Below are 24,368 nucleotides of genomic sequence, written 5' to 3' on the forward strand. Positions count from 1 at the left end.
CCGATGCTGCTCATCCCGTGCCCCTGGTGCGGCGACCGCGACGAGACGGAGTTCCACTACGGCGGCCAGGCCGGCGTGCCGTACCCGGAGCGGCCAGCCGATCTGTCCGATGAGGACTGGGGACAGTACCTGTTCGTGCGGGACAATACCAAGGGGCGCTTCGAGGAGCGCTGGTCGCACTCGGCGGGGTGCCGCCGCTGGTTCAGCATCGTCCGCGACACGGTGTCGAACGAGATCGTGCGATGAGACTCCCCGAGGGCGGTCGCATCGACCGTACGAAGCCGTTGCGCTTCACCGTGGACGACATCGAGCACACGGGCTGCGCCGGTGACACGCTGGCCTCGGCGATGATCGCCAACGGGCTGCTGGAGGTCGCGCCCAGCGCGTACAGGCAACGGCCGCGTGGGATCTTCGCGGCGGGCGTCGACGAGCCGAATGCCCTGGTGCAGCTGGATGATCCGATGCAGCTGGCCACGACCACCGAGCTGGTCGACGGACTGGCGGCAACCCTGTTGTCGGGCAAGGGAAGGCTGACCGACACGCCGGACCCGGCCCGCTACGACAAGCGGAACGTGCACTGTGACGTGCTGGTGGTCGGCGGCGGCCCGGCCGGCGTGGCGGCGGCGTTGGCGGCCGGTCGCACCGGGGCCCGGGTGATCCTCGCCGACGAGCAGAGCGAGCTGGGCGGTGGCCTGCTGACCGAGAACCGGCTGCTGGACTGGCTGGCCGACGCCGTGGACGAGCTGGGCGCCCTCGACGAGACCAGGGTGCTCACCGGCGCGACGGCGTTCGGCTACTACGACCAGAACTTCGTTGCCCTGGCCGAGAAACACCGCCTGTGGCACGTCCGGGCCAAGCGCGTGGTGCTGGCCACCGGCGCGCACGAGCGGCCGCTGGTGTTCGTCGACAACGACCTACCGGGCATCATGCTGTCCTCGGCGGTTCGCCAGTACGTCAACCGGTACGCGGCGCTGCCGGGCGAGAACATCGTGGTGTCCACGACGAACGACGCCGCCTACGGGACGGCCTTCGATCTGGCCACGAGGGTGTCCACCATTGTGGACAGTCGACCTGAGCCGCCACGGGAACTGGTTCGCCGGGCGCAGGAACTGGGTATCGAGGTGCTGGCCGGGGCGCATGTCCAGCAGGCGCTGGGCACGCGGCGCATCGACGGCGTGCGGGTCGGTGAACGGCAGATCGCCTGTGATCTGCTCGCGGTGTCGGGCGGCTGGAGCCCGGCCGTGCACCTGTTCTCCCAGTCCCAGGGCAAGATCCGGTACGACGAGCGGGTCGCCGCGTTCGTGGCGCACAAATCCGTGCAGGAGCAGCACATCGTGGGCGCCGCGAATGCCGTCTACGACCTGGCCGGCTGCCTGCGAGAAGGCTTCCGGGCCGGCCTGGAAGCGGCCAAGAGGACCGGATTCGACGGCAGCCTGCCGGAAGCCCCCTACGCGGCAACGGAAACCGTCGCGCCACCGACGCCGGTGTGGTTCGTCGACGGCCCGGAGGACCGGCAGTTCGTTGATCTGCAACGCGATGCGACCGTCGCCGATGTGCGGCGGGCGACCGGGGCCGGCATGCGGTCGGTGGAGCACGTGAAGCGGTACACGACCATCGGCACCGCGCACGACCAGGGCAAAACCGCCGGCTTCGCGGCGATCGGCGTGATCACGCAACTGCTCGGGGCCGAAACGCCGCAGGGCACGACAACCTACCGCCCGCCCTACACGCCGGTGTCGTTCGCGCTGCTGGCCGGGCGGGACCGCGGCGAGCTGCACGATCCGGTGCGCATGACGCCGATGCACGACTGGCACGTCCGCAACGGCGCGCTGTTCGAGAACGTCGGCCAGTGGAAGCGCCCCTGGTACTACCCGCGGCCCGGCGAGGACAGGAAAACGGCCGTGCTGCGGGAATGCCGGGCCGCCCGCACGAGCGTGGCGGTGATGGACGCCTCCACCCTCGGCAAGATCGACATCCAGGGCCCGGACGGCGGCGAGTTCCTCAACCGCATGTACACCAACGCGTTCGCCAAGCTCAAGGTCGGCCACTGCCGGTACGGCCTGCTGTGCAGGCCGGACGGCATGGTGTTCGACGACGGCGTGGTCATGCGCGTCGCCGAGAACCGTTTCCTGGCCACGACCACGACCGGCAACGCGGCGGCGGTGCTGGACTGGTTCGAGGAGTGGGCTCAGACGGAGTGGCCGGACCTCAAGGTGTGGTTCACCTCGGTCACCGAGCAGTGGGCGACGATCGCGGTGGTCGGCCCGCAGGCCCGCACGGTGCTCAGCATCGTCGCGCCGGACGTGGACTGCTCGGCCGAGTCCTTCGAGTTCATGACGTTCCGGGACGTGCGGCTGGCCGACGGCACCCCGGCCCGGATCGCCCGGGTGTCCTTCTCCGGCGAGCTGGCGTTCGAGGTCAACGTGGACGGCCGGCACGGCGCCGAGGTCTGGAATGCCGTGATGGCAACGGGTCTGCCGACGCCGTACGGCACCGAGACCATGCACGTGCTGCGGGCCGAGAAGGGCTACGTGATCGTCGGCCAGGACACCGACGGCACGGTCACGCCGCAGGATCTCGGGATGGAGTGGATCGTGTCGCCGCGCAAGGACTTCGTCGGCAAACGCTCCTACCAACGGCGCGACGCGGTTCGCCCGGACCGCAAGCAGCTGGTGGGCCTGCTGCCCGTCGACCCCGAGGACCTGCTGCCCGAGGGCGCGCAGCTGATCGCGCCGGACACGTCGTTGGCACAACCGGTGCCGATGCTCGGACACGTGACATCGAGCTACCACAGCGCCGCGCTGGAGCGGACGTTCGCGCTGGCGCTGGTCAAGGGCGGCAGGCAGCTGATCGGGCAGACGGTGCTGGCCCCGTTGCGGGACCGGACGATCGCCGCCACGGTCACCGAGCCGATCTTCTACGACCCGGAGGGGACCCGCAGGGATGGCTGAGCTCCGCCAAGTCGACCTTCCCCACCAGGTCGAGCTGAGGGTCGACCCCGTGGACCCGGCCGCGACCCGGATCGGGGAGCTGCTGGGCACGCCGCTGCCGGTGGTGCCGAACACCGGGTCCGAGGCCGTGCTGTGGCTCGGGCCGGACCAGTGGCTGGTGTTCGGGGCGTCCGAGGACCAGCTGCGGGCCGTGCTCGGCGACACCCCCGGCTCGGTCGTGGACGTCTCGGCCAACCGGGTGGTCTTCGAGCTGTCCGGGCCGGACGCGCGGGAGGTGCTGGAGCAGGGCTGCGCCATCGACCTGCACCCGCGCGCCTTCGGCCCGGGCCGGTGCGCGCAGACCATGCTGGCCCGCGCGGCCGTGGTGCTGCACCAGGTCGACGCCGGGCCGACGTACCGGCTGCTGGTGCGGCCCTCGTTCGCCGGCTACCTCACGTCGTGGGTTCGGGACGCGGCGTCGGCTCCGGGCTGACCACCAGCTCGTCCGGCTGCTGGGACATCTCCCACAGCGGCAGGTGGAAGCTCTCCTTGCGGATCCGCAGGTCGTGGTAGAGCAGCGTGGTCACGCCGATGGTGAACGGCTGGGTGATCGCGTACACGACCGCCGTCAGCACGCTGTACAGGATCATCACGGTCGGCGAGAACATCACGCTGAACATCGCCGACGGGTCGGGCTGCTGGCCGACACGGGTCGGCATGAGGCTCGGGAACTGGGAGAACTGCACCGCGCTCACCGGGAGCTGGGCGATGTTGCTGGCCACCGACACCATGATCCCGACCAGCGCCAGGATGCCGAACACCCGCCACCAGCCGCCGGACACCAGCCAGCGGGACCGGCGCATCGCGGTCAGCACCGGGGCCGGCTCCAGGATCAGCGCCGGCACGGCCAGCACCCACGAGATCCAGAAGTAGGCGGTGGCGACCAGGCCTCCCAGGAAGAACAGGAAGGCCAGCAGCAGAAGCTGGGGGGTGTTGGTGGCCACGGCCAGGATGAGGATCACCGCGAACGGCACGACGGCGCAGGCGCCGGCGATCAGCCCGATCAGCACGGTCAGCCCGAGCAGCGGCACCATGCGGGGCCCGGCCGCGCGCAGGGCCTGGCCGATCGAGGTGGTGCGGCCGAGCACCGCCCGGGCGACCACCACCGTGACGACGGACTGGGTGATCACCGTCGCCGCGAGGCCCAGCAGCACCAGCAGCAGCATGAGGACCAGCCAGCTGCCCACGAAGTTCGCGACGTCGCCCGGCGTGAAGGCCGGGCCGTCGCGGGTGATCGTGGGGAAGCTGGCGAACATGTTGACCAGCGGCACGACGACGGCGGCCGCGACGACCAGGTAACACACGAACGGCACCAGGATGGCCGGCCGCCAGTTGCGGAACATGGCCTTGAACGAGCCGCCGATCATGGCCCCGACGTCCAGCGGGCGCAGCGGGATCACGCCCGGCTGGGGCGCCTGCGGTGGCGGGGGCAGGTACTGCTGCGGGTACTGGATGTACTGCTGCGGATTGTCCGTCATGTCTCCCCCTGGGATGCTCGGTCCATGGTGTCACGCCGGTACCACCGGGCGGGCCGGAAGGTCTGTTGATCAGTCCGATCGGCCGCAGCGGTTACCCCGATCGAGGCACCGACGGCGGGTTCCACGACCGCGCACCGTACCGGGACCACCAGCAGTGACCTGCGAAAACTCCCCTATCGGGCGAGAATCGTGAACTTATCCGCGCTGTCCCCTCCGCACCGGGCCCCGGTGGTGGCATGATGTGGCGTGAGACCGGGGCTTTTCGTTGTGATGGCCTGGCTCGGCTTACAGGGAGTTAGTGGTATGGCGCAGGGCAATGTGAAGTGGTTCAACAGCGAAAAGGGCTTCGGGTTCATCGCGCAGGACGGTGGCGGTCCCGACGTCTTCGTGCACTACTCGGAGATCCAGGGTAACGGCTTCAAGACCCTGGACGAGGGGCAGCGCGTGGAGTTCGAGATCGGCCAGGGCCAGAAGGGGCCGCAGGCCCAGGGCGTCCGCGCCATCTGACCAGGCAAGCCCGAAGGGCCCGTGCCGCGAGGCACGGGCCCTTTGGTTTACCCTCAGCTACTTCCTGGCCCCGTCGTAGCGGGCCTGGTTCGCGGCGACGTCGAGCATGTTGTCCTCGACGAACTCGATGAGCTCGAACAGCCGCTTGGCGGTCGCCTCGCCCAGCGGCGTGAGGCTGTAGTCCACCCGCGGCGGAATCGTCGCCTGCGCCTCCCGGTGCACGAAGCCGTCCCGCTCCAGCGCCTGGAGGGTCTGGGCGAGCATCTTCTCGCTGACCCCGTCCACGCGCCTGCGCAGCGCGTTGAACCGCATCGTGCCGTCCCGCAGCGCGGCCAGCGCCAGAATCCCCCACCGGCCGGTGACGTGCTCCAGCGTGGCCCGCGAGGTGCAGTTGCGCGCGAACACGTCGAACGCGACGCGGCCGTGCTCCTCGAAGTCGGACTCGCTCATCCGCCCATGGTAGCTCACACGCAGCACAACCCTGAAGTTTGCACTTTCTAAAAGTTAGTGCAATCCTCGTGACGGTACAAACCTGATCGAAGGAGCACCTCTGATGATCGTCGTGACCGGCGCCACCGGCGCCCTCGGCCGTCTTGTCCTCGCTGGTCTGGCCCGCGCGGGGGTGCCCGCCGCCGACACCGTGGCCCTCGTCCGCGACCCGGCCAAGGGCGCCGACCTCGGCGTGCCGCTGCGGGTCGGCAGCTACGACGACCCGGCCAGCCTGCGCGGCGCGTTCGACGGCGCCGACAAGGTGCTGTTCGTCTCGGGCAGCGAGGTCGGCAAGCGCGTCGACCAGCACCGGGCCGTGGTCGACGCGGCCAAGGCGGCCGGCGTCCCGCACCTGGCCTACACCAGCGTCCTGCACGCCGACAGCAGCCCGCTGGCCCTGGCCGCCGAGCACAAGGCCACCGAGGAGCTGATCCGCGCGGCCGGCATCCCGTTCACGTTCCTGCGCAACAGCTGGTACACCGAGATGTACGCGGGCACCTTCCAGCAGGCCGTGGCCAACGGCGCGTTCATCGGCAGCGCCGGCGAGGGCCGGCTGGCCAGCGCCGCCCGGGCCGACTACGCCGAGGCCGCCGTCGCCGTGCTGACCGGGACCGGGCACGAGAACACGATCTACGAGCTGGCCGGCGACGTGGCCTGGAGCTACCCCGACCTGGCGGCCGCGCTGACGCAGGTGTCCGGAAAGGACATTCAGTATCGGAACCTGAGCTCGGCCGAGCACCTCGCCGCGCTGACCGACGCCGGCCTGCCGCCGCATCTGGTGGACCTGCTGGTCGAGGTCGACGGGCAGCTGGCCGGCGGGGCGCTCGTCGACGGATCGGGCGACCTGTCGCGGCTGATCGGGCACCCGACCACCACGCTGGCGTCCTCGATCGCCGCCGTGCTCGGCGGCTGACCCGGGGTTCCTCCGGCAGACTGCCGGCATGGAATCACTGACGATCACGCTCGGCGAGCACGTGTTCGACGCGCTCGCCGCCGGTCCGGCGGACGGCGACCTGGTGCTGCTGCTGCACGGCTACCCCGAGTTCGCCGACTGCTGGACCGAGGAGCTCGCCGCGCTGGGCGCGGCCGGCTACCGGGCCGTGGCCGTCGACCAGCGTGGCTACTCCCCCGGCGCGCGGCCCACGTCCATTTCGGACTACGTCGTCGACAACCTGGTGGCCGACGCCCTCGGCTTCGCCGACTCTCAAGGCGCCGGCCGGTTCCACCTGGTCTGCCACGACTGGGGCGGCCTCGTCGGCTGGGCGCTGGCCGGCGCGCACTCCGACCGGCTCAAGTCGTTCACCGTGCTGGCCACTCCGCACCCGCAGGCCCTGTACGCCGCCATCTCGTCCGACGAGGACCAGTCCAGCCGGGTCAACTACGTCCGGTACTTCCGGGCCAACGTCGGCGGGGCCGAGGAGGGCTTCCTCGCCGACGGCGGCGCTCGGCTGCGCGCCGCCTACGGTGGCGCGGTGTCGGCGGAGCTGGTGGAGAGCAACGTGAAGCGCTTCTCCGAGCCCGGCGCGCTCACCGCCGCGCTGAGCTGGTACCGGGCCGTCGACGGGGACGACCTGAACATCCCGTGCGGCCGGGTCTCCGCCCCCACGCTGTACATCTGGGGCAGCGAGGACGTCGCCCTGGGCCGGCTGGCCGCCGAGACCACCAAGGACTGGGTGGACGGGCCGTACCAGTTCGTCGAGCTGCCCGGGGCCAGCCACTGGCTGCCCGAGGAGTCGGCCGACACGGTGATTCCGCTGATGCTGGAACACATCGCCGCCAACAAGGGTTGATCATGGTGCGGCGGCGGGAATCTGGGCCCGCCGCCGCCCTTCAACCCCCGCGAGTCCCGCCCACAGTCACACCGAAATACGGTTTCAGGCAGACTCGGACCAGCGGGCCATCTGCTCGTCGGCGACCGTGGTGACGGCCAGCGAATCGATCCGAGCCAGGCCCGGCAGCGATTGCCGCCAATTCGGTGTGGTCAGCGCGACGGCGAGAGCTCGCGGATCCGGACCGTCCGAAGTGGATGGTCGTCCGGGACGTCGTCGGGCAGCCGCAGCCCGGGCCGGCTGGTGACGAGCACCCGCAGGTCCGACGGTGGCCGCCGCGGCAGCAGGGCGGCGATGCCGGCCACCCCGGCCGGCCGGGTGTCCTCGTCGAGGCCGTCGATCACCACGAGCAGGCGGCGGCCCCATAGCTCGGCCTGGTCGGCCGCGTCGGCCAGCAGCTGGAGCATGTCGCCGACCTTGGCCCCGACCGTCGCCGTGCCGGTCGGCCGGTGCAACAGCGCGGCCAGCTGCTCGCAGACCGCCGCGACGAACGCGCCGCTGTCCGACTGGCCTCCGCCCGGCCCATCAGCCTCGGCGGCGGGGCTTGCCCTTGCCGCCGCCGCGCGGGGCGGCGGCGCCACGGCGCTGAGCACCGGCGGACCGGGCGGGCTTCCCTCCAGTCGATTTCCCGCCGGCCGACTTCCCACCGGCTGCTTTCCCACCGGCCGACTTCCCACCGGCCGACTTCCCACCGGCCGACTTCCCACCGGCGGCCGGCTTGCTGGGCTCGGCGGCCTTGGCCGGTTCGGACTGGGCTCCGCGGCTGCTGTTCACCGTCCGGCCCCGCACGATGCCGATGAACTGCTCCATCAGCTCGCCGGTCTCCCCCTCCGGCCACGCCAGCGCCACCTGCGAGGCCGGTGCGTCGGCGATGGGCCGGTACGTGAGGCCCTTCCGGTGATGCAGCCGAGCCAGCGACTGCGGCAGGACCAGCAGCCCCACGCCGGCCTCGACCAGCTCGACGGCGTCCTCGATGGTCGCCGGGCGCTCCAGGGCAGGCTTGCCCGGCAGCGGCTCCGTCCACTCCAGGACGTCGTCGAGCGGCTGGAAGACGACGTCGTCGGCCAGTTCCGCCGGGGTCAACGAGTCGGCGGCGGCCAGGAAGTGGTCCTTGGGCACGACGACGACGGTGGTCTCGATGTAGAGCGGGATGGCGTGCAGGCCCGTGCGGTCGACGGGCAGCCGCAGCAGGACGGCGTCGACGTCGCGAAGCCGAACCGCGTCCGCGGCGGCGGCCGGCGTCACCCGAACGAGGGTCAGCGGGACGCCGGGCATCCGCTCCTGCCACATGCGTACCCACTTGGCGGGAGTGACCCCGGGCACGTAGGCGAGCCGGAACGAGGCAGGTGCAGTCACGGGGGCCAGGTTACCGGCCACTACCCTGTGCCCATGACGTCGCAGAAGACACCCCAGACGATGAAGCCGGCGACCGCCGCGAAGAAGCTGGGCGTGTACCTGGAGGCCACGCCCGAGGAGTTCCGGGACGGGGTCGTCTCGCGCGACGAGCTGAACGAGCTCCAGGCCAACCCGCCGCAGTGGCTGACCGACCTGCGCCGCAACGGCCCGCACCCGCGCCAGGTGGTGGCCACCAAGCTCGGCGTCTCCATCGGCGGCCTGGCCCGCGGCGGCGTCACCGAGGCCCTCACCACCGAGCAGATCGAGGCGCTCAAGACCGAGAACCCCGACTGGCTGGTGCACGAGCGCGAGACCCAGGCCGAGTTCCGGGACGAGCAGCAGCGCCTGAAGGACCGCGAGGCCAACCCCCCGGCCAAGCCGGCCGCGAAAGCCGCCGCGAAGCCCAAGGCCAAGGCCAAGCCGAAGGCCCGCAGCCGCTGACCCCGGTCACGTGCGCCTGCGGAGCCACCTCCACAGCCACACGCCCACCAGAACCGCGACGACACCACCGCCCAGCCACCACCAGATCGGGTGCGCGGCCTCCGGCGCGGACAACGCCCCGACCGGATTGACGATGCCGTAGCCGTACCGCGGGTCGCGGCCCGGTGCGCCCCGGTCCGTGGCGGTGCTGGTCAGGCGGTTGATGACGTCGTCCGCGGTTTCCGTCGGGAACCTCGACCGGACCAGCACGGTCACGCCGGACACCACCGCGGCCGCCTCGCTGGTCCCGGACCGGCCCAGCATGTCCACACCGGGGGCGGCCAGCGCCACCGCGGGGCCCTGCACGCTGATGTCGCCCCGGAACTCGCCCGCGCCGTCCACAGCGGACACCGCAAGCACCCCGGGCCGGTCGGCCGGGCTCACCACACCGGGATCGGTCTCCGAGTTGCCGGCCGCCGCCACGACCACGGCATCGTGCTGCCGCGCGTAGTCGATGCCGTCGTCGAAGGCCGTCAGTCCCGGGCTGCCGCTGCCGGCCGAGAGGTTGACCACCTTCGCCCCGTGGTCCACCACCCACCGGATCGCGTCGTTCGCCTCGCCCGCGCCGCCGTCCAGCTTCGCCGGCAGGATCTTGACCTTGGGCGCGACGCTCACGATCAGCTGTGCCATCTGTGTGCCGTGACCGTCGACGTCAGCCGTGCCCGCGCCGAGGTCGGGAAACTGCCGGCCGGGCAGAACCGCGTCGCCCAATCCCGGCGCGGTCGGATCGACGCCGGTGTCGATCACACCGACGACCACGCCGTCGCCCTTGGCCGTCGACCACGCCCGGGCCAGGTCGAGCTGACCGATCCAGTACGGCTGCGGCAGCACCAGGCTCAGCGCCACCAGCAGCGCGCTCATTGCGGACAGGACGGCAGCTCCCGCATGTCGATCTTGCTGGTCGGCTGCACCGGCAGCGCGATGGTGTACGTGAAGCACAGGGCGGCGGTGATCTCGCCGCCGACACCGCCTGAATTCCCTTCGACCCGAGCGGTGACGTCGATCGAGGAGTCGGCGCGCTTGACCGACTTGACCACGCCGTTGGCCTTGGCGATGGCAACGGTGATCTGGTCGTCGGTAAGGACGCCGTCCTGAGACTCCGTCCGCAGGTCGCCGACCGCGTCCCGGGCCAGCCCGCGCGCGTCGTCGGCCGCCTTCACCGGCGCCTGGCCGACGGCGTGCTCGAACATGAGGACCACGACGATGACCCCGACCACCAGCAGCGTGCCGACGCCCGCGACCGACCAGGCGATGATCCTGACCGGCCGCGGGACGCCGCTTTCACTGCTATCGCTCATGATCCATGGTAGCTAATCGACACCAGCTTGTCGGACAGCATCTTGGTGAATGCGCCGGCGGCGCCGGCATTGGGATGGAAGGAGCTCCGGCTCAGGCAGGTGGCGTTGAACACCAGACAGAAGGGCGAGTTGGGATCACCCACATGGAAGTCACCTTCGCCGTCGGACCCGAGGACGTAGCCGTGGAACCAGCCTTCCGCGGAACAGATGCCGTGTAGGCGGAAGTAGTCGTCCGGCTTCGCGTACACCACCTTCGCGCCGGTCGCCGCCACCGAAGCGACGGTCGCCTGCTGCTTCTGCTCGAGGTAGACGGCGAGCTGGTCGATCGACGTGGCGAAGTTGGCCGAGACATGGATGTCCAGGCAGCTCCCGGCCGTGTTCTGCATGATGTCCGGATACCCCATCAGCACGATCTGCGCCTGCGGCGCCTTGGCGCTGATGGCCTTGAGCACCCGGGCCAGGTCGGGTTGCGCCTTGTCGATCCGGCCCTCGAACTCCGCGAGGTAGTCCGCACCGCCACAGGTGCCGGGGCCGGACACGCAGCGGGTGATCGAACCGGCGAACGCGTCGCCGTCGTTGCCGCCGATGGTCAGCACGACCAGGTTCGTCCAGCTGGTGATCGCGCCGGAGTTGATCTGGTCGAGCTCCCGGAACTGGCCGTCGCCGTTGCGGAACTCGGTGTTGTGGGGATCGTTCCACCAGCTGGGCGGCGTCGACTCCTGGCGGACCACGCTGTCGGTCTTGGCCCCGGAGCAGGCCACGAAGCTCAGTTCCGACTGGCTGCCGAAGCTGTCCGCGACCTGCCCGAGCGACTGCGTGTTGCCCGGCGGCGTCAACTGCCGGCTGTACGCGTCGGCGCTGCGCCGGCAGGCGTTCCAGGCGTAGTTGCCGTGGTTGAGGTTCGTCTCGGTGTAGAAGTCGCCGAGTCCCTCACCGGAACTGAAGGAGTCACCCAGCGCCGCCACGATGTTGGCCGGCCGGCCGGGCAGCGGCTGGAACGCGACCGCGTCCCAGGCGATGTAGGCCAGGCCGGTCCCCTCACCCGGGGTGATGTTGCTCAACGCCACCCGCGGCACGCCGTTGACCGGGTACACGCCGAGCGACACCCAGCCGTTGGCCTCCCGTTGCTGGGAGACCGCGCGATGCTGGGTCATGCTGCCGCTGCCGAGGTCGATCTTGTAGTCAGCCTGCTGCGACTCGGCCAGGTGGTCGGGCAGGTGCACCAGTATTCGGGCCCAGCCGGCGAGCGACCGGTTAAGCGTCCAGGTGCCGGTCACGCTCATCTTGTTGCCCAGCGCGTCGGTGCCGTACGTGTCGTCGTACCAGAAGTGCCCGCCGTAGCCGCTGCCCACCTGGTGCAGGTCGATCTTGGAGGCCTGCCGGCCGGCGGCGTCGGCGCCGAAGGCGAAGTCGAACGAGCCCTGGTTCTGCCGGGCGCAGTTGGGATCCCGCACCGACGGCACCGAGTCGGCGATGTCGTCCACGATCAGCGTGCCGGCCGGCGCGCCCGCCATGCCGCAGTCCGGCGGGTAACTGTTGTTGCCGGACGCCTCGGCGGCGTACGCCGGATAGTCGAACCGGACGGTCTCGTTGCCGCACGAGTACGAGCAGTCGTCCTTCCAGGTCACCGGGTAGTGCCACCAGCAGTGCGAGTCGTTCTCGCCGGTCGCCGGATCCTGGTGGGCGCACGGACCGGCGTCGTTCGGGAAGGACGCGCCCGGAACGCAGTCGTCGCCGGCGGTGCAGAACAGGTACACCGGCGGCTTCAGCCCGAGCTTGTTCAGCGTGCCGCTGCCGGGGCCTTCCGGCCCGTCCGGGTCCCCGTTCCACCACGCGGCCCTGAAGAACGGCTGCTCGTCGCCCGGCCCGGCGAAGCCGCTCGGCGGATAGCCGGCAAAACCGAGCGCCTTCTCCTCGTACGGCCAGCCCTGCGGATGGGCGAAGTCGGCGGGCGAGCTGCCGAAAGCGTGCCGGTCGACCAGGTAGTCCGAGTTGGCCGGGTTGTTGGCCCACCCAAGACCGTAGGCGCCGTGCGAGTCGGCCTCACCCGGCACGTGATAGCCGGAGTTGTAGGCCCACAGGGCCATGAACCAGTTCTCCAGCTTGGTGGGGTCGTTGTCGTTGACCGTCAGCCCGAGATCCTGCAGCTGATTCCACTTGCTGATCAGGATGTTCAGCCCGGCGGCGACATTGGCCGCGTAGTCGGTGGCGATCGCCTGCTGCTTGATCCACGGCAGTTCGGTCTCGCCCGGCTTGGGGTGCGACGGCAGCCGCATGCCGTCGGTGACCTGGGAGATGCCGTAGCCGCAGTCGGCCTTGTCCCACTGGATGTCCCAGTCGTTGCTCGGGTCGTTGTCGTAGATCTGAAGCCCGTAGTAGTTGCCGATGAGCGGATTGCCCGTCTCACCCGGCAAGACGTTGCGGGCCGCCTCCCAGAGGTTGGACTCCTGCCCCATGACGCCGAGGATGACCTGCGCCGGGACGTGCGCGCCGGCGGGTGCGTTCTTCAGCGGCGTCAGCGGAAACAGCTGCTGCGGAACGTAGGCCGGCAGTCCGTTGTTGCGCCAGTTCATCGGCCTGGTGATCTGCAGATCGCCGAAGATCGCCATGTCCGCGGCCCATTCCACCTGCCGCATCGTCGGCTGGTAGACCTGCGTGTTCGGGTCGTTGCGCGGCACCGCGCAGTACCGTCCGTCATCGACGGGCGAGGATCGCGGCGTGAGCGTCGCGGCCGGGTCGACGGTGAAGCCGATGTCCTTGCCGGTGCGGACGCTGCGGGTCTGGATGTGCACCGGCTTCGCCGACTGCGGCTGCTGCTGGCCGCCGGCATCCCGCACATCCGACACCACCGCGTCGCCGGTGGTCGAGACCTGCGCGTCACCGGTCACATCGAGCGCGCGCACCGTCGCCGGCAGCGCGCCGAGACGGTCGGCCTTGCCGGTGATGAACACCTTGCCGTTGGCGCTGGCCGCGACGGACAGGCTGCCCGAGTGGCCGGCGGCCAGGGTCGGGGCATCCTTGGCGGTGATCGCGTCGGCGGCCCGCCGCACCCGGGCCGTCGTGCCGTCGTTGTCCATGAACACGATGCCGCCCTGGGCGTCGACGCGTAGCTGGTACGGAACGCGGTCGGCGCGGGACAGCACGGTGCGCCGGCCGTCGGAGCCGACACGCAGCAGACTGCCGGCCCCCGCGGCGACGAAACCGTCCTTGACCGGCACCGCGGACGTGACCTGGCCGTCCAGCTCCACCGCCTTGCCGACCGATCCGGCCGCCGCGTCGAGCGGCAGCAGCCGCGTCCGGCCCAGGTCGTCGCTGCCTCCCTGCGTGAGCGCGGCGGATTCGCCGGCCCCGCAGCCGGGATTGTAGTAGGCGAGGCTGGTCTTCACGGGCAGCCTGGTGACCTTGTCGCTGTCCAGGTCGACAACAGCGGTGAAGGCGCCACGCTGGAACAGCGCGGGGTCATTGGTGAAGGTTCGTGGTGCGTAGACGACGACCGCCCGGTTGCCGGAGGCGGTCACGCACGCGTTGCCGATCCACGCGTCGGCGTCGAGCCCCGGTTCGGACAATGTGGCGGCGGTGCGCCAGGTGTATCCGGTCTTGGCCTCGGCCACGAGGAAGTGGAAGCCCGTGCCGTCACCGGTTGTCGTCCACAGCCGGTCGCCCGACTGCCGCCAGCCCTTGCCGAGAAGCTCATCCCGTTTGGCCGGATCGGTGCTCGACGGGTCGGTCGGTGGTTTCGCCGGTGGCTGCTGGTTCGCGCCGGTCGGCGTCGCCGGCGCCGCGTAGCCGAGCGCCGAGCCGGGCAATGCCATCGCGAGGAGCACGCAGACCGCACCCAGCCAGGTTCGTCTCACAGTCATCAAATCCCCCCTTGGGCCATGAACAGATCGAATCTGCCCGGCCCGCGTGACGTCTGTGTGACATCTCGGCCACGCTGCGTCATTCGGCTCAGCCGTCGGCCTGGACGACCTCGAAGAGCGGGTCCACCCGGTAGGTGACGGGCTGGGTCAGGGACACGGCGGTGGTGCTGCGCAGCACGCCGGGGCAGGCCAGCACCGAGGCGACGACCTGGTGCAGGTGCTGGTTGCTGCGCGCGACCACGCGTACGAGCAGGTCGCCGGCGCCGGCGATGCCGTGGGCCTCCAGCACGTAGGGCACGGTTTTGAGGCCGGCCACGGCCTCGTTGAAGCGCCCCTGGGCGACCTCCAGCGTGACGAAGGCGGCGACCTCCAGGCCCATGGCCTTGAGGTCCACGTCGCGGCTGCGATCGCTGACCACGTCCCGTTCCAGACGTTGGACACGGGCATGGGCGGTGTTGCGCGCGACGCCGAGCAGGCTGGCCAGCTCGGTGATGCCGGCACGGGGCCGTCGCACCAGCTCACGCAGTATGCGCAGGTCCAGTGTGTCGAGAGTCACCGTTCTGCTCACTCCCTCGTTCATAGGGCCATCCGTGCTGAGCATATCGCTCAATCGGACGAGCACCGTGTTGCGCAATAGCCCCTCTAAGACGTGCAATCTAGGTCAACCTGCGCAGGTTTTAGGAGGGTCGAAGTGTCCGATCGGCGGCTGCTCAACGGTGTGCACGCGCTGGCCCGGCTCCTCGTCGACCAGAGCGAGGCCGATCGCGCCCGCGGCTGGCGCACGGCCGGCCTGGTCTCGGGGTACCGCGGATCCCCGCTGGCCGGGCTGGACCAGCTCCTGCTCAAGCAGGAGAAGCTGCTGACCGAGCACGACATCCGGTTCGTGCCGGGCGTGAACGAGGAGCTCGCCGCGACCGTGGTCTACGGCTCGCAGCTGAGCACGCAGCTGCCGGATCCGAGCTTCGAGGGCGTGTTCGGCCTCTGGTACGGCAAGGCGCCGGGCGTCGACCGCTCCTCGGACGCCTTCAAGCACGGCAACTGGATGGGCACGACCCCCAAGGGAGGCGTGCTCGCGGTGGCCGGCGACGACCCGGCGTCGAAGTCCTCGACGCTGCCGTCGAACTCGACGATGGCGCTGGCCGAAGCCATGATGCCGGTGCTGGCACCGGCCTCGGTGGCCGATGTGCTGCGGCTGGGCCGCCTGGGCATCGAGATGTCCCGGTACAGCGGCACCTGGGTCGGCCTGACCATCCTGACCAGCATCGCCGACGCCACCGAGGTGGTGGACGTCGCCGAGCCGCTGGAGATCGTCACGCCGGAGTTCACCTGGCTGGGTCGCCCCTGGCAGCCGACGCGCAAGCCGGGCGTGGACATCCCGTCGGCTCTGGCGATGGAACGCGAGGTGCTGGACGGCCGGCTGGCCGCGGCGACGGCGTTCGCCCGGGCCAACGGGGTCAATCGCGTCGAGGGCGCCGGCGAGGGCGCGAAGATCGGGTTCATCGGCGTCGGACGGTCCTATGTGGAGCTTCGTGAAGCGTTGCACCGCTTGGGAATCGACGAGCAGATCCACCGTGTGCGGATGCTGCGGCTGGGCCTGGTGCACCCGCTGGACCGGGAGACGGTGCGGGAGTTCGCCGAGGGCCTGGACGAGATCGTGGTCGTCGAGGACAAGCGGGCCTTCGTGGAACCGTTGGTCCGCGACGCGCTCTACGACCTGCCGACCCGGCCCCGGGTGCGGGGCAAGGACATCATCCCGGTCCACGGTGAGCTCGACGCCGACCGGATCGCCTTGTCGCTGACCACAATGCTGACGGAACGCTTCGGCAAGGACGCGGTGCACCCGTTGCCGCGCCGCCGTCCCCAGCTGACGCTCACGGCCGTGAGCCGGACGCCGTTCTTCTGCTCCGGCTGCCCGCACAACCGATCCACCGTGGTGCCCGAGGGATCGCTGGCCTCGGCGGGCATCGGCTGCCACGCGATGACCACGTTCATGGACCGCAGCCTCGGCATGACGCAGATGGGCGGCGAAGGCGCGACCTGGGTCGGCGCGGCCCCGTTCAGCGGCACCGGCCACATGTTCCAGAACCTGGGCGACGGCACGTTCTTCCACTCCGGCAGCCTGGCCGTCCGGCAGGCGGTGTCGGCCGGCACCGACATCACCTTCAAGCTGCTCTACAACAGCACGGTCGCGATGACCGGCGGCCAGGACGCCGAGGGCGCCATCGACCCGGTCGGCGTGACCCACCTCCTGCACGCCGAGGGCGTCGCGAAAATCGTTGTGGTGACCGATAATCCGCGCAAGTACTCGCGCGGCACGGCTTGGGCCACGGGTGTGACGGTCAGGCATCGTGACGATCTCGATGCGGTGCAACGCGAACTCCGCACGGTCAAGGGCACCACGGTCCTGCTCTACGACCAGGCCTGCGCGGCGGAGAACCGCCGCAAGCGCAAGCGGGGCCTGGCGCCCGAGCCGGAGCAGCGGGTGTTCATCAACGAGGCGGTGTGCGAGGGCTGCGGCGACTGCGGCGCCAAGTCCAACTGCCTCAGCGTGGAGCCGGTGGACACCGACTTCGGCCGGAAGACCCGGATCGACCAGACCTCGTGCAACAAGGACTTCTCCTGCCTGCTGGGCGACTGCCCGTCGTTCATGACGGTCGTGCCCGGCGCCGCCCGGGCCAAGGTCCGCCCGCCGGAGCTGTCCGCCGACCTGCCGGAACCGGCGCACAGGCCGGGCCAGGCCAACGTGGTGCTGGTCGGCGTGGGCGGAACCGGTGTGGTGACGGCGAACCAGGTGCTGGCCAACGCGGCCCTGCTGGACGGCATGGACGCCCGCGCGATGGACCAGACCGGCCTGAGTCAGAAGGCCGGCGCGGTGGTGTCGCACCTGCGGATCGGCCCGGAGCACCGGGAACGCCCGGGCCTGGTCGGCCTCGGCGCGACCGACACCTACCTGGCGTTCGACGCCCTCGCCGCCACGTCTTCGTCCAATCTGGACCGTTGCGCCCCCGACCGCACGGTCGCCGTGGTGTCGACCAGCCAGACGCCGACGGGCGAGACCGTCACCGATCCGGGCAAGGTTCTTCCGGCCAGCGCAACGCTTCTCGGCACCATCGCGGACCGCACGATCGGCGGCCGCATGATCACCGTGGACGCGCTCGGCGTGGCCACCCGGCTGTTCGGCAGCACCACCGCCGCGAACTTCCTGGTGATCGGCGCGGCCTACCAGTCGGGCCTGCTGCCGATGAGCGCCGAGGCGATCGAGGCGGCCATCGAGCGCAACGGCGTCGGCGTCGCCACCACCGTGCAGGCCTTCCGGGCCGGCCGCAAGCTGGTCCTCGACCCGACCTGGCCGTCCATCGAGGACAACGCCACCCCGGAGCTCCTGCGCGCCGAGCCTTTCCTAGACCAGGCCGGGGAAATCCTGGCCGAGGCCGGCATCGACTCGCCGATCGCGCTCACCCGCGCCGCCGATCTGATCGGCTACCAGGACACGCGCTACGCCCGCCGGTACGTCGACGTTCTCGCCGGGGTGCAGAACGAGGCCGTACGGGAGGTCGTGGCGCGCCAGCTCTACAAGCTGATGGCCTACAAGGACGAGTACGAGGTGGCCCGCCTGCACCTCGACCCGGCCGTGCGCCAGCAGTTCGGCCCGGACGCCAAGGTCAAGGTCATGCTGCACCCGCCGCTGCTGCGGGCGCTGGGCATGCGCCGCAAGCTGGCCCTGGGCCGCACCGCCGGGCCGGCCTTCCGCGTGCTGCGCTCGATGCGCCGGCTCCGCGGCAGCTGGCTCGACCTGTTCGGGCACACCTCGCTGCGCCGGCTGGAGCGGGAGCTCATCACCGAGTACGTGGCCGTCGTCGAGCAGCTGGACGGCGCCCCCGACGAGCTGGCCATGGGCATCGCCGGCCTGCCCGACCTGGTCCGGGGCTACGAGGAGATCAAGGTGGAGTCGGTGCGCAAGTACCGGGCGCGGCTGGCGGAACTGGTCGCCGAGCTGGGTAAACTTCCCCAGAAGGTGTGCTGAGTCCGTATTTTTGGGAGAGCTGCCCCGGCTCCAGAAGGGTGAGGAGCCGGGACAGCGGGCCCATCCCCGTTACGGGGGGTGAAACGGGGATCGGCAGGAACGACGCTACGTCGCGAAACGTGACCTCGTGACGTCAAAAAAGCCGTCGCCGCGCGGGCGCTGTTCCGCTACGGCCCGCTATCCGGCGGTCGACACCAGGAAGCCCAGCGGGCCCTCCTTGGTGTACTTCGTGTTCTCGCAGCTCGGGTGCAGCGAGTCGAAGTGGCTGCTGCCGGAGTTGCAGCGGAACAGCGGCACCGTGACCACGCCGGTCGGCTTGTCCGCGTAGACGTAGCCGAGCAGGGCGACCACGGTCTGCCCCTCGCACTTGCCGCTCTGGTCCAGCGAGCTGAAATGGTCGTCGGTGGTCTTCATCTTGCAGGCGTAGAACTTCACGGCGCCCGGCTCCGGCTTGGCCAGCAGCGAGCCGAGCGCGCCCTCCGCGGTGAAACCGGCCGGCGCGGCGACCTTGGGCGTGCCGCTGTAGTGGAAGCCCTTGGCGCTGTGGTAGCGGGTGAGCAGCACCAACGCCAGCGGCGGCGCCTTCGACGTGGTGGTCGTGGCCGAGGTGGTCGTCGTGGCGGACGTGGTGGCGCTCGATGACGACGTCGTCGGGGCGGCTGCGCTGGTCGTCGTGGGCGCCAAAGATGTGGTTGTCGCCGTGGTCGAGCCGACCGCCGCGGCCGAGGCGACCCCGTCCTGCTGGCCCGAACCGCTCAGCAGCACCGCGGACGTCGTGGCCACGGCCACCACCGCGACGGCCGCGCCCCCGATGAAGAACGCCTTGCGGCGACCGGGTTTCGGCTCGTCCTCCCACGGATCCACCGGCCGCGTGGCCGCCGGGCGCTCGCCGCCGGCCAGCACCTGGCGCACGTCCACCGGCGACCAGCGCTGGTACGGATCCTGGATCAGCAGGCCCTTGATCACGTCGGCCAACGGACCCTGGCAGTGCTGGAGGCGGGCCTCCTCGTACATGATCGCGTGCAGGGTGGCGGCGGTCGTGTCGCGGTGGAACGGTCCCCGGCCCTCGACCGCGTGGAACAGGGTGGCCCCGAGCGCCCACAGGTCGGAGGCGGGGCTGGGAAAACCGCCGTTGAACAGCTCCGGGGCCATGTAGCCGGGCGAGCCGAGCACGCCGCTGGCGGTGTGGCCGGGATCGTCCATGGCGCGGGCGATGCCGAAGTCGGCCAGCTTCACCCGGTCCCCGGGCAGCAGCATCACGTTGCTGGGCTTGACGTCCCGGTGCACGACGCCGGCCGCGTGCGCGACCTCCAGCGCGGCCAGCAGGGCCAGGCCGATGGTGGCCACCCGCTGCGGGTCGAGCGGGCCCTGCGCGGCCATGATGTCGGCCAGCGTCGGGGCCTCGACCAGCTCCATCACCACGAACGTGGAGCCGCGGTCGGTGAGCACGTCGTACACCGTGACCACGCCCGGGTCGTTGAGCCGGCCGGCCGTGCGGGCCTCGCGCAGCACCCGGTCCATGCCGCCCGGCGGGACCTGGATCTCCTTGAGCGCGACCTGCCGCCCGATGACCCGGTCGTCGGCGCGCCACACCACGCCCATGCCGCCGCGGCCCAGCTCGCCGACGATGACGTAGCGGTCGGCCACCACCCGGTTCACGCTTCTCCTACCCCCTCCACGAGACCTTCACATCTTCCGCCATCGCTCTCCACGGCCCGCGTCTAGGGTCGGTCCCATGGCAGAGGGACGGCCTTCGGTCGAGCAACGCAGGGTGCTGGTCGTCGACGACGAACCGACGATCGCCGAGTCCGTGGCGGCACGGCTGCGGGCCGAGGGCTTCGCGGTGGACATCGCCGCCGACGGGCCGTCCGCGGTGGCCGCGGCCAGCGCGCGGCGGCCGGACCTGGTGGTGCTCGACGTGATGCTGCCCGGCTTCGACGGGCTGGAGGTGTGCCGGCGGATCCAGGCCGAGCGGCCGGTCCCGGTGTTGATGCTGACGGCCCGGGACGAGGAGACGGATCTGCTGGTCGGGCTGGCCGTCGGGGCCGACGACTACCTGACCAAGCCGTTCTCCATCCGCGAGCTGGCCGCCCGCGTGCACGCCCTGCTGCGCCGCGCCGGCCGGGCCGAGCAGCTGGAGGGGCACCGCATCGTGCTGGCCGACCTGGAGATCGACGTCGTGGAGCGGCGGGTGCACCGGTCCGGCGACGAGGTGCACCTGACGCCGACCGAGTTCCAGCTGCTGGTGCACCTGGCCGGGCGGCCGCGGGCGGTGCTGCCCCGGGAACAGCTGCTGTCCGAGGTGTGGGGGTGGAACGACGGCGCCAGCACCCGCACCGTGGACAGTCACGTCAAGGCATTGCGACGAAAGCTCGGCGCCGACCTGATCCGGACCGTGCACGGCGTCGGCTACGCGCTGGAGGTGCCGAGATGACGGTGACCAACCGCGTGGTGGCGGCGCTGCGGCGGCTGCCCCGCCCGCTGGACCCGGTGCGGTCGATCAAGCTCAAGCTGGGCATCGTGGTGGTGGCCTCCGGCGCCACCGCGCTGGCCTTCTTCTGGTGGCGGATCGGCTGGCTGCCGCCCGCGACCGCCGCCGTGGCCATCGTGCTGGCCCTGTGCACCTCGCAGGTGCTGGCCCACGGCATGACGCGGCCGCTGCGGGCCATGACCGCCACCGCCAAGTCCATCGCCCGTGGCCAGTACCAGGGCCGGGTGCGGGCCACCGCCAAGGACGAGGTCGGCGAGCTGGCCATGGCCTTCAACCAGATGGCCGCCGACCTCGGCGCCGCCGACCAGCAGCGCCGTGACCTCATCGCCAACGTCTCGCACGAGCTGCGGACCCCCATCACCGCACTTCAGGCCGTGTTGGAGAACGTCGTCGACGGCGTCGTGCCGGCCGATCCCGACACCATGAAGACCGCCCTCGCCCAGACCCAGCGCCTCGGCCGGCTCGTCGAGGAACTGCTCGACCTGTCCCGCCTGGACGCCGGCGTGCTCACCCTGGCCCGCGAGCCGCTGGAGCTGGCCCCGCTGCTGGCCGACATGGTGGCCGAGGCCGAGGTCGCCGACCGCGGCACCCGGTTCGAGGTCAAGGTCTCCCCGGCCGACGCCACCGTGTACGCCGACCGGGGCCGGCTGCACCAGGTCCTGGCCAACCTGCTGGACAACGCCTCCCGGCACGGTCCCCGCGGCGGCCTGGTCCGCGTGCGGGCCTCGGCCCACGCCGACCGCACCGTCATCGAGGTGCTGGACGAAGGCCCCGGCATCGCCGCCGCCGACCGTGACCGCGTGTTCGAGCGCTTCACCCGCGGCGAGCGCTCCGGCGACGGCGGAACCGGGCTGGGCCTGGCCATCGCCCGCTGGGTGGTGGATCTGCACGGCGGCACCATCGCCGTGGTCGACCCCGACCGCGGCGGCTGCCGGATCAAGGTGACCCTCCCGGCCCTGTAGCCCCCTTCTCACGACCTGCCCGTCCGCCCGCTCGGGTGCGACGGCGATCGAACCTGCCTTGGAGTTGTGATGAACCCCGGCCCTGTCGACCCCGCCGTCAACCCTGAGCCCGTCGACCCTGCGACTGTTCCCCCTGCGCCGCTCAACCCCATGTCTGCCAACCCTGAGCCTGTCGACCCCACGCCCCGTGCGCCGCTCAACCGCGTCGCCGTCACCTACGCCCCGGTCAATGCCGGTCCGGTCAACCCCGGCCCGGTCAGACCCAGCGCGTTCACCACCGCGCCGGCCAATCCGACGCCGAAACCGTGGCCCGTGCTGATGGCCGGAGTGGTCACGGCGGCGCTGGTGCCGTTGGACAGGCCGGGCATCGGCTGGCTGCTGGCGGCGGTGCTGCTGGTGCTGGTCGTGTGCACGCAGATCGCGCGGCCGAAGCTGGTCAGCGTGGGCTGGGCCGTCGTGACGGTGCTGCTGGTCGGCGTGGGCACGCTGCGGGCGGCCGAGTGGCTGTTCGTGCTGTGCCTGCTGACCGCGGTCGTGACGGGGTCGCTGGCGGTGAGCGGCGGCCGCACGACGACGGCGCTGGTGTTCGGCTCGGTAATGACCTTTCCCTCGCTGTCCAAGGGTTTCGGCAAGATCCGGGGCGGCGGGCGGATGACGCTGTCGGTGTCGATCGGCGTGGGCATGGTGGTGGTCTTCGGCGCCCTGTTCGCGGCGGCCGACCCCGACTTCTCGGCGCTGCTGACCGACAGTCTGCCCACAGTGGACGGTGGCTCGGTGGTGCGGATGCTGTTCCTGTTCTTCGGCGGCGGCCTGATCGCGGCCGGGGCGCTGCGACCGATTGTGCGGCAACGGATTCCCCGACCGAGCATGACGGTGGTTCGCCGGCTGGAGTGGGGCGTCCCGGTCGGCATGCTGGTGGTGTTGTTCGCGGCCTTCGTCGGCGTGCAGACGGTGTCGTGGTTCGGTGGCAGCGCTTACGTGCAGCGGACGGCGGATCTGACCTATGCGCAGTACGCCCGGACGGCCTTCTGGCAGCTGACGGCCGTCACCGTGCTGACGCTGGCCGTCATCGCGGTCACGGCCCGGATCGCGCCCCGGGAGTCGGCGACGGATCGGTTGTGGCTCAGGGGGATTCTCGGCGCGCTGTCGCTGCTGACGCTGGTCGTGGTGGCGTCGGCACTCAGCCGCATGTGGGCGTACCAGGAGGCGTACGGCTTCACGGTGCTGCGGCTCATGGTGGAGGCGTGCGAGATCTGGCTGGGTCTGGTGTACGTCATGGTGATCGTGGCCGGCGTGCGGCTGCGCGGCCGGTGGCTGCCCAAGGCGATGATCACGACGGCGGTGGCGTCGCTGCTGGTGCTGGCGGCGATCGATCCCGAGTATCTGGTGGCCCGGCAGGACGTTCAGCGCTGGCAGCAGACCAAGCAGCTGGATGCCCTGTACCTCTCGGGGTTGTCGGTGGACATCCTGCCGGCGCTGGAGGGCCTGCCGGACGACCTCAAGGCTTGTGCCATGCCGTGGCGTCCCCTGCCGCGCGACGGCTTCCGCGAGTGGAACGCCAGCCGTGCGGCGGCCGCGAATGCCGCCCGGCCGCCGCACTGCCGGGGCTAGGAACCTGCTGGGCGATCGGTTCTTGGCCCGTCACGGTTGCCTCACAGCCCGTGGTCAGTAGGCGAAGCGCACGAACACGATGCCGCCGAGCACGAAGAAGACCAGCACGATCAGCGTGGACGAGTAGTCGCCGCTGGAGCTGGTGACGGCCTGGTCGACCACGCCGGTGAGCTGCACGCCGCAGCTAGCGGTGATGGTGTGGCGGCCAGCCTCGATCGTGGTGAACTGCACCGGGGCGGTGAAAGCGCCGCCGCTGTCGGCTTTTGCCGTGCCGACCTGCTGGCCGTCCGAGGTCAGCGTGACGTCGTGCCCGGGCTCGCAACCGGTTCCGGACGCGGAGAGCGGGTCGCCGGGCTGGATGCTGGTGTGGTTGAGGGTGAGGCCGCCGTCGGTCTTGGGCTCGTCGGTCACCGACTCGACCGTGGACGTCGTCGGCGTGGTGGCGGCCGGAGTTGTTGTCGCGCTTGTTGTTGTGGCGACAACCGGTGACGTCGTCGTCACGCCCGGCGGTGTCGTGGTGACAACCGGTGGCGTGGTGGTGGTTGTCGGCGGCGGAGTCGTCGTTGTGGTTGGCGTCACTGTAACGGTGAAGCGGGTGAGGCCCGTTTCCTTGGCACAGGTGGCATTGATGGCGTACGTGCCGGGCTTGGCGTCGGCCGGCACGGTGGCGACGACACTGCCCGTCGTGCCGGGCCGTCCGCTGGCCAGCGGCGTTCCGGCCCAGGTGAACGTGATGACGCGACACGAGGTGAAGCCGCTCCAGTGGATGGTGAACTGGCTGCCGGCGGGCCCGCTCGTCGGCGTCACGGACACGAACGGCGCAGTCGCGGCGAGCGCGGTCGACGGCGCCGCGATGCCCACGCTGAGCGCCAGCGCTGTCACTGTGCGAACAAGTAGCCGCATTGTCCCCATCCACTGTGGTTCGTTCGGCCCACGCGATGCCGCCCGGCGGTA

At 70.9% G+C, this 24,368-nt stretch carries 21 protein-coding genes; 11 read left to right on the plus strand and 10 right to left on the minus strand.

Annotated features, from left to right (window positions below; all coding sequences use genetic code 11):
• Window positions 1-3: 3 nt before the first annotated feature.
• From AB0M73_RS36095 to AB0M73_RS36105, 3 genes are read left to right on the plus strand one after another with little or no spacing between them, the layout of a single operon-like run.
• Complete coding sequence (locus tag AB0M73_RS36095; protein WP_363900683.1) at window positions 4-246, plus strand: sarcosine oxidase subunit delta; 243 nt, start codon at window positions 4-6, stop codon at window positions 244-246.
• Complete coding sequence (locus AB0M73_RS36100; RefSeq protein ID WP_363900686.1) at window positions 243-2,951, plus strand: glycine cleavage T C-terminal barrel domain-containing protein; 2,709 nt, start codon at window positions 243-245, stop codon at window positions 2,949-2,951. Before AB0M73_RS36095 ends, AB0M73_RS36100 begins: the two co-directional genes overlap by 4 nt.
• On the plus strand, window positions 2,944-3,423 hold the full coding sequence (locus tag AB0M73_RS36105; protein WP_363900689.1) for a sarcosine oxidase subunit gamma family protein: 480 nt from the start codon (window positions 2,944-2,946) through the stop codon (window positions 3,421-3,423). Before AB0M73_RS36100 ends, AB0M73_RS36105 begins: the two co-directional genes overlap by 8 nt.
• Here the strand turns inward: AB0M73_RS36105 and AB0M73_RS36110 are convergent.
• Window positions 3,383-4,468, minus strand: coding sequence for a hypothetical protein (locus AB0M73_RS36110; RefSeq protein ID WP_363900692.1), 1,086 nt, complete (start codon window positions 4,466-4,468; stop codon window positions 3,383-3,385). The genes AB0M73_RS36105 and AB0M73_RS36110 overlap by 41 nt on opposite strands.
• Before the next feature lie 303 nt (window positions 4,469-4,771).
• Between AB0M73_RS36110 and AB0M73_RS36115 the strand changes: the two genes are divergently transcribed.
• Window positions 4,772-4,975, plus strand: a complete 204-nt coding sequence (locus AB0M73_RS36115; RefSeq protein ID WP_043725304.1) for a cold-shock protein — start codon at window positions 4,772-4,774, stop codon at window positions 4,973-4,975.
• A 57-nt stretch (window positions 4,976-5,032) separates the two neighbouring features.
• Here the strand turns inward: AB0M73_RS36115 and AB0M73_RS36120 are convergent, their stop codons facing one another.
• Entirely contained in the window at window positions 5,033-5,425 is a 393-nt protein-coding gene (locus AB0M73_RS36120; protein WP_363900696.1) for a helix-turn-helix domain-containing protein, read from the minus strand.
• A gap of 103 nt (window positions 5,426-5,528) precedes the next feature.
• On the opposite strand from AB0M73_RS36120, the gene AB0M73_RS36125 reads away from it, so the two are divergent.
• Together AB0M73_RS36125 and AB0M73_RS36130 are read left to right on the plus strand one after the other, a co-directional pair.
• A complete protein-coding gene (locus AB0M73_RS36125; protein WP_363900699.1) occupies window positions 5,529-6,377 on the plus strand; it encodes an SDR family oxidoreductase in 849 nt (282 codons plus the stop codon).
• 28 nt (window positions 6,378-6,405) lie between these two features.
• Window positions 6,406-7,254: an alpha/beta hydrolase gene (locus AB0M73_RS36130; RefSeq protein ID WP_363900702.1), complete on the plus strand. Its 849-nt coding sequence runs from the start codon at window positions 6,406-6,408 to the stop codon at window positions 7,252-7,254.
• Between the two features lie 191 nt (window positions 7,255-7,445).
• Here AB0M73_RS36130 and AB0M73_RS36135 read toward each other — a convergent pair whose 3' ends face one another.
• Together AB0M73_RS36135 and AB0M73_RS36140 are read right to left on the minus strand one after the other, a co-directional pair.
• A complete protein-coding gene (locus AB0M73_RS36135; RefSeq protein WP_363900705.1) occupies window positions 7,446-7,886 on the minus strand; it encodes a hypothetical protein in 441 nt (146 codons plus the stop codon).
• Window positions 7,819-8,583 (minus strand): LysR family transcriptional regulator substrate-binding protein, encoded by a 765-nt coding sequence (locus AB0M73_RS36140; RefSeq protein ID WP_363900785.1) that lies wholly within the window; start codon window positions 8,581-8,583, stop codon window positions 7,819-7,821. The genes AB0M73_RS36135 and AB0M73_RS36140 overlap by 68 nt, the downstream gene beginning before the upstream one ends.
• Window positions 8,584-8,682: 99 nt before the next feature.
• Between AB0M73_RS36140 and AB0M73_RS36145 the strand changes: the two genes are divergently transcribed.
• Window positions 8,683-9,129 (plus strand): DUF5997 family protein, encoded by a 447-nt coding sequence (locus AB0M73_RS36145; RefSeq protein ID WP_363900708.1) that lies wholly within the window; start codon window positions 8,683-8,685, stop codon window positions 9,127-9,129.
• 6 nt (window positions 9,130-9,135) lie between these two features.
• Here the strand turns inward: AB0M73_RS36145 and AB0M73_RS36150 are convergent, their stop codons facing one another.
• The 4 genes from AB0M73_RS36150 to AB0M73_RS36165 all read right to left on the minus strand — a co-directional run bounded on the left by AB0M73_RS36150 (window position 9,136) and on the right by AB0M73_RS36165 (window position 14,882).
• Window positions 9,136-10,029: a S8 family serine peptidase gene (locus AB0M73_RS36150; protein WP_363900711.1), complete on the minus strand. Its 894-nt coding sequence runs from the start codon at window positions 10,027-10,029 to the stop codon at window positions 9,136-9,138.
• Window positions 10,026-10,466, minus strand: coding sequence for a hypothetical protein (locus tag AB0M73_RS36155; RefSeq protein ID WP_363900714.1), 441 nt, complete (start codon window positions 10,464-10,466; stop codon window positions 10,026-10,028). Before AB0M73_RS36155 ends, AB0M73_RS36150 begins: the two co-directional genes overlap by 4 nt.
• Window positions 10,463-14,326, minus strand: coding sequence for a hypothetical protein (locus tag AB0M73_RS36160; RefSeq protein WP_363900717.1), 3,864 nt, complete (start codon window positions 14,324-14,326; stop codon window positions 10,463-10,465). The genes AB0M73_RS36155 and AB0M73_RS36160 overlap by 4 nt, the downstream gene beginning before the upstream one ends.
• A gap of 88 nt (window positions 14,327-14,414) precedes the next feature.
• Window positions 14,415-14,882 (minus strand): Lrp/AsnC family transcriptional regulator, encoded by a 468-nt coding sequence (locus AB0M73_RS36165; protein WP_363900720.1) that lies wholly within the window; start codon window positions 14,880-14,882, stop codon window positions 14,415-14,417.
• A gap of 135 nt (window positions 14,883-15,017) precedes the next feature.
• On the opposite strand from AB0M73_RS36165, the gene AB0M73_RS36170 reads away from it, so the two are divergent.
• Window positions 15,018-18,350 carry an indolepyruvate ferredoxin oxidoreductase family protein gene (locus tag AB0M73_RS36170; protein WP_363900723.1) on the plus strand — a complete coding sequence of 1,111 codons (3,333 nt, stop codon included), beginning with the start codon at window positions 15,018-15,020 and terminating at the stop codon, window positions 18,348-18,350.
• Between the two features lie 177 nt (window positions 18,351-18,527).
• Here AB0M73_RS36170 and AB0M73_RS36175 read toward each other — a convergent pair whose 3' ends face one another.
• Complete coding sequence (locus tag AB0M73_RS36175; protein ID WP_363900726.1) at window positions 18,528-20,009, minus strand: serine/threonine-protein kinase; 1,482 nt, start codon at window positions 20,007-20,009, stop codon at window positions 18,528-18,530.
• A gap of 76 nt (window positions 20,010-20,085) precedes the next feature.
• Here AB0M73_RS36175 and AB0M73_RS36180 point away from each other — a divergent pair, with 76 nt between their 5' ends.
• The 3 genes from AB0M73_RS36180 (at window position 20,086) to AB0M73_RS36190 (ending at window position 23,414) form a co-directional block, all read left to right on the plus strand.
• Window positions 20,086-20,784 (plus strand): response regulator transcription factor, encoded by a 699-nt coding sequence (locus AB0M73_RS36180; protein ID WP_084580452.1) that lies wholly within the window; start codon window positions 20,086-20,088, stop codon window positions 20,782-20,784.
• Complete coding sequence (locus AB0M73_RS36185; RefSeq protein WP_363900730.1) at window positions 20,781-21,803, plus strand: HAMP domain-containing sensor histidine kinase; 1,023 nt, start codon at window positions 20,781-20,783, stop codon at window positions 21,801-21,803. The genes AB0M73_RS36180 and AB0M73_RS36185 overlap by 4 nt, the downstream gene beginning before the upstream one ends.
• Before the next feature lie 150 nt (window positions 21,804-21,953).
• Window positions 21,954-23,414, plus strand: coding sequence for a DUF4173 domain-containing protein (locus AB0M73_RS36190; RefSeq protein ID WP_363900733.1), 1,461 nt, complete (start codon window positions 21,954-21,956; stop codon window positions 23,412-23,414).
• Between the two features lie 54 nt (window positions 23,415-23,468).
• On the opposite strand, the gene AB0M73_RS36195 is transcribed toward AB0M73_RS36190, so the two are convergent.
• Complete coding sequence (locus tag AB0M73_RS36195; RefSeq protein WP_363900736.1) at window positions 23,469-24,317, minus strand: hypothetical protein; 849 nt, start codon at window positions 24,315-24,317, stop codon at window positions 23,469-23,471.
• Window positions 24,318-24,368: the final 51 nt, after the last annotated feature.

Origin of the sequence: Kutzneria sp. NPDC051319 (assembly GCF_040682195.1) — a bacterium.
GTDB lineage: Bacteria > Actinomycetota > Actinomycetes > Mycobacteriales > Pseudonocardiaceae > Kutzneria.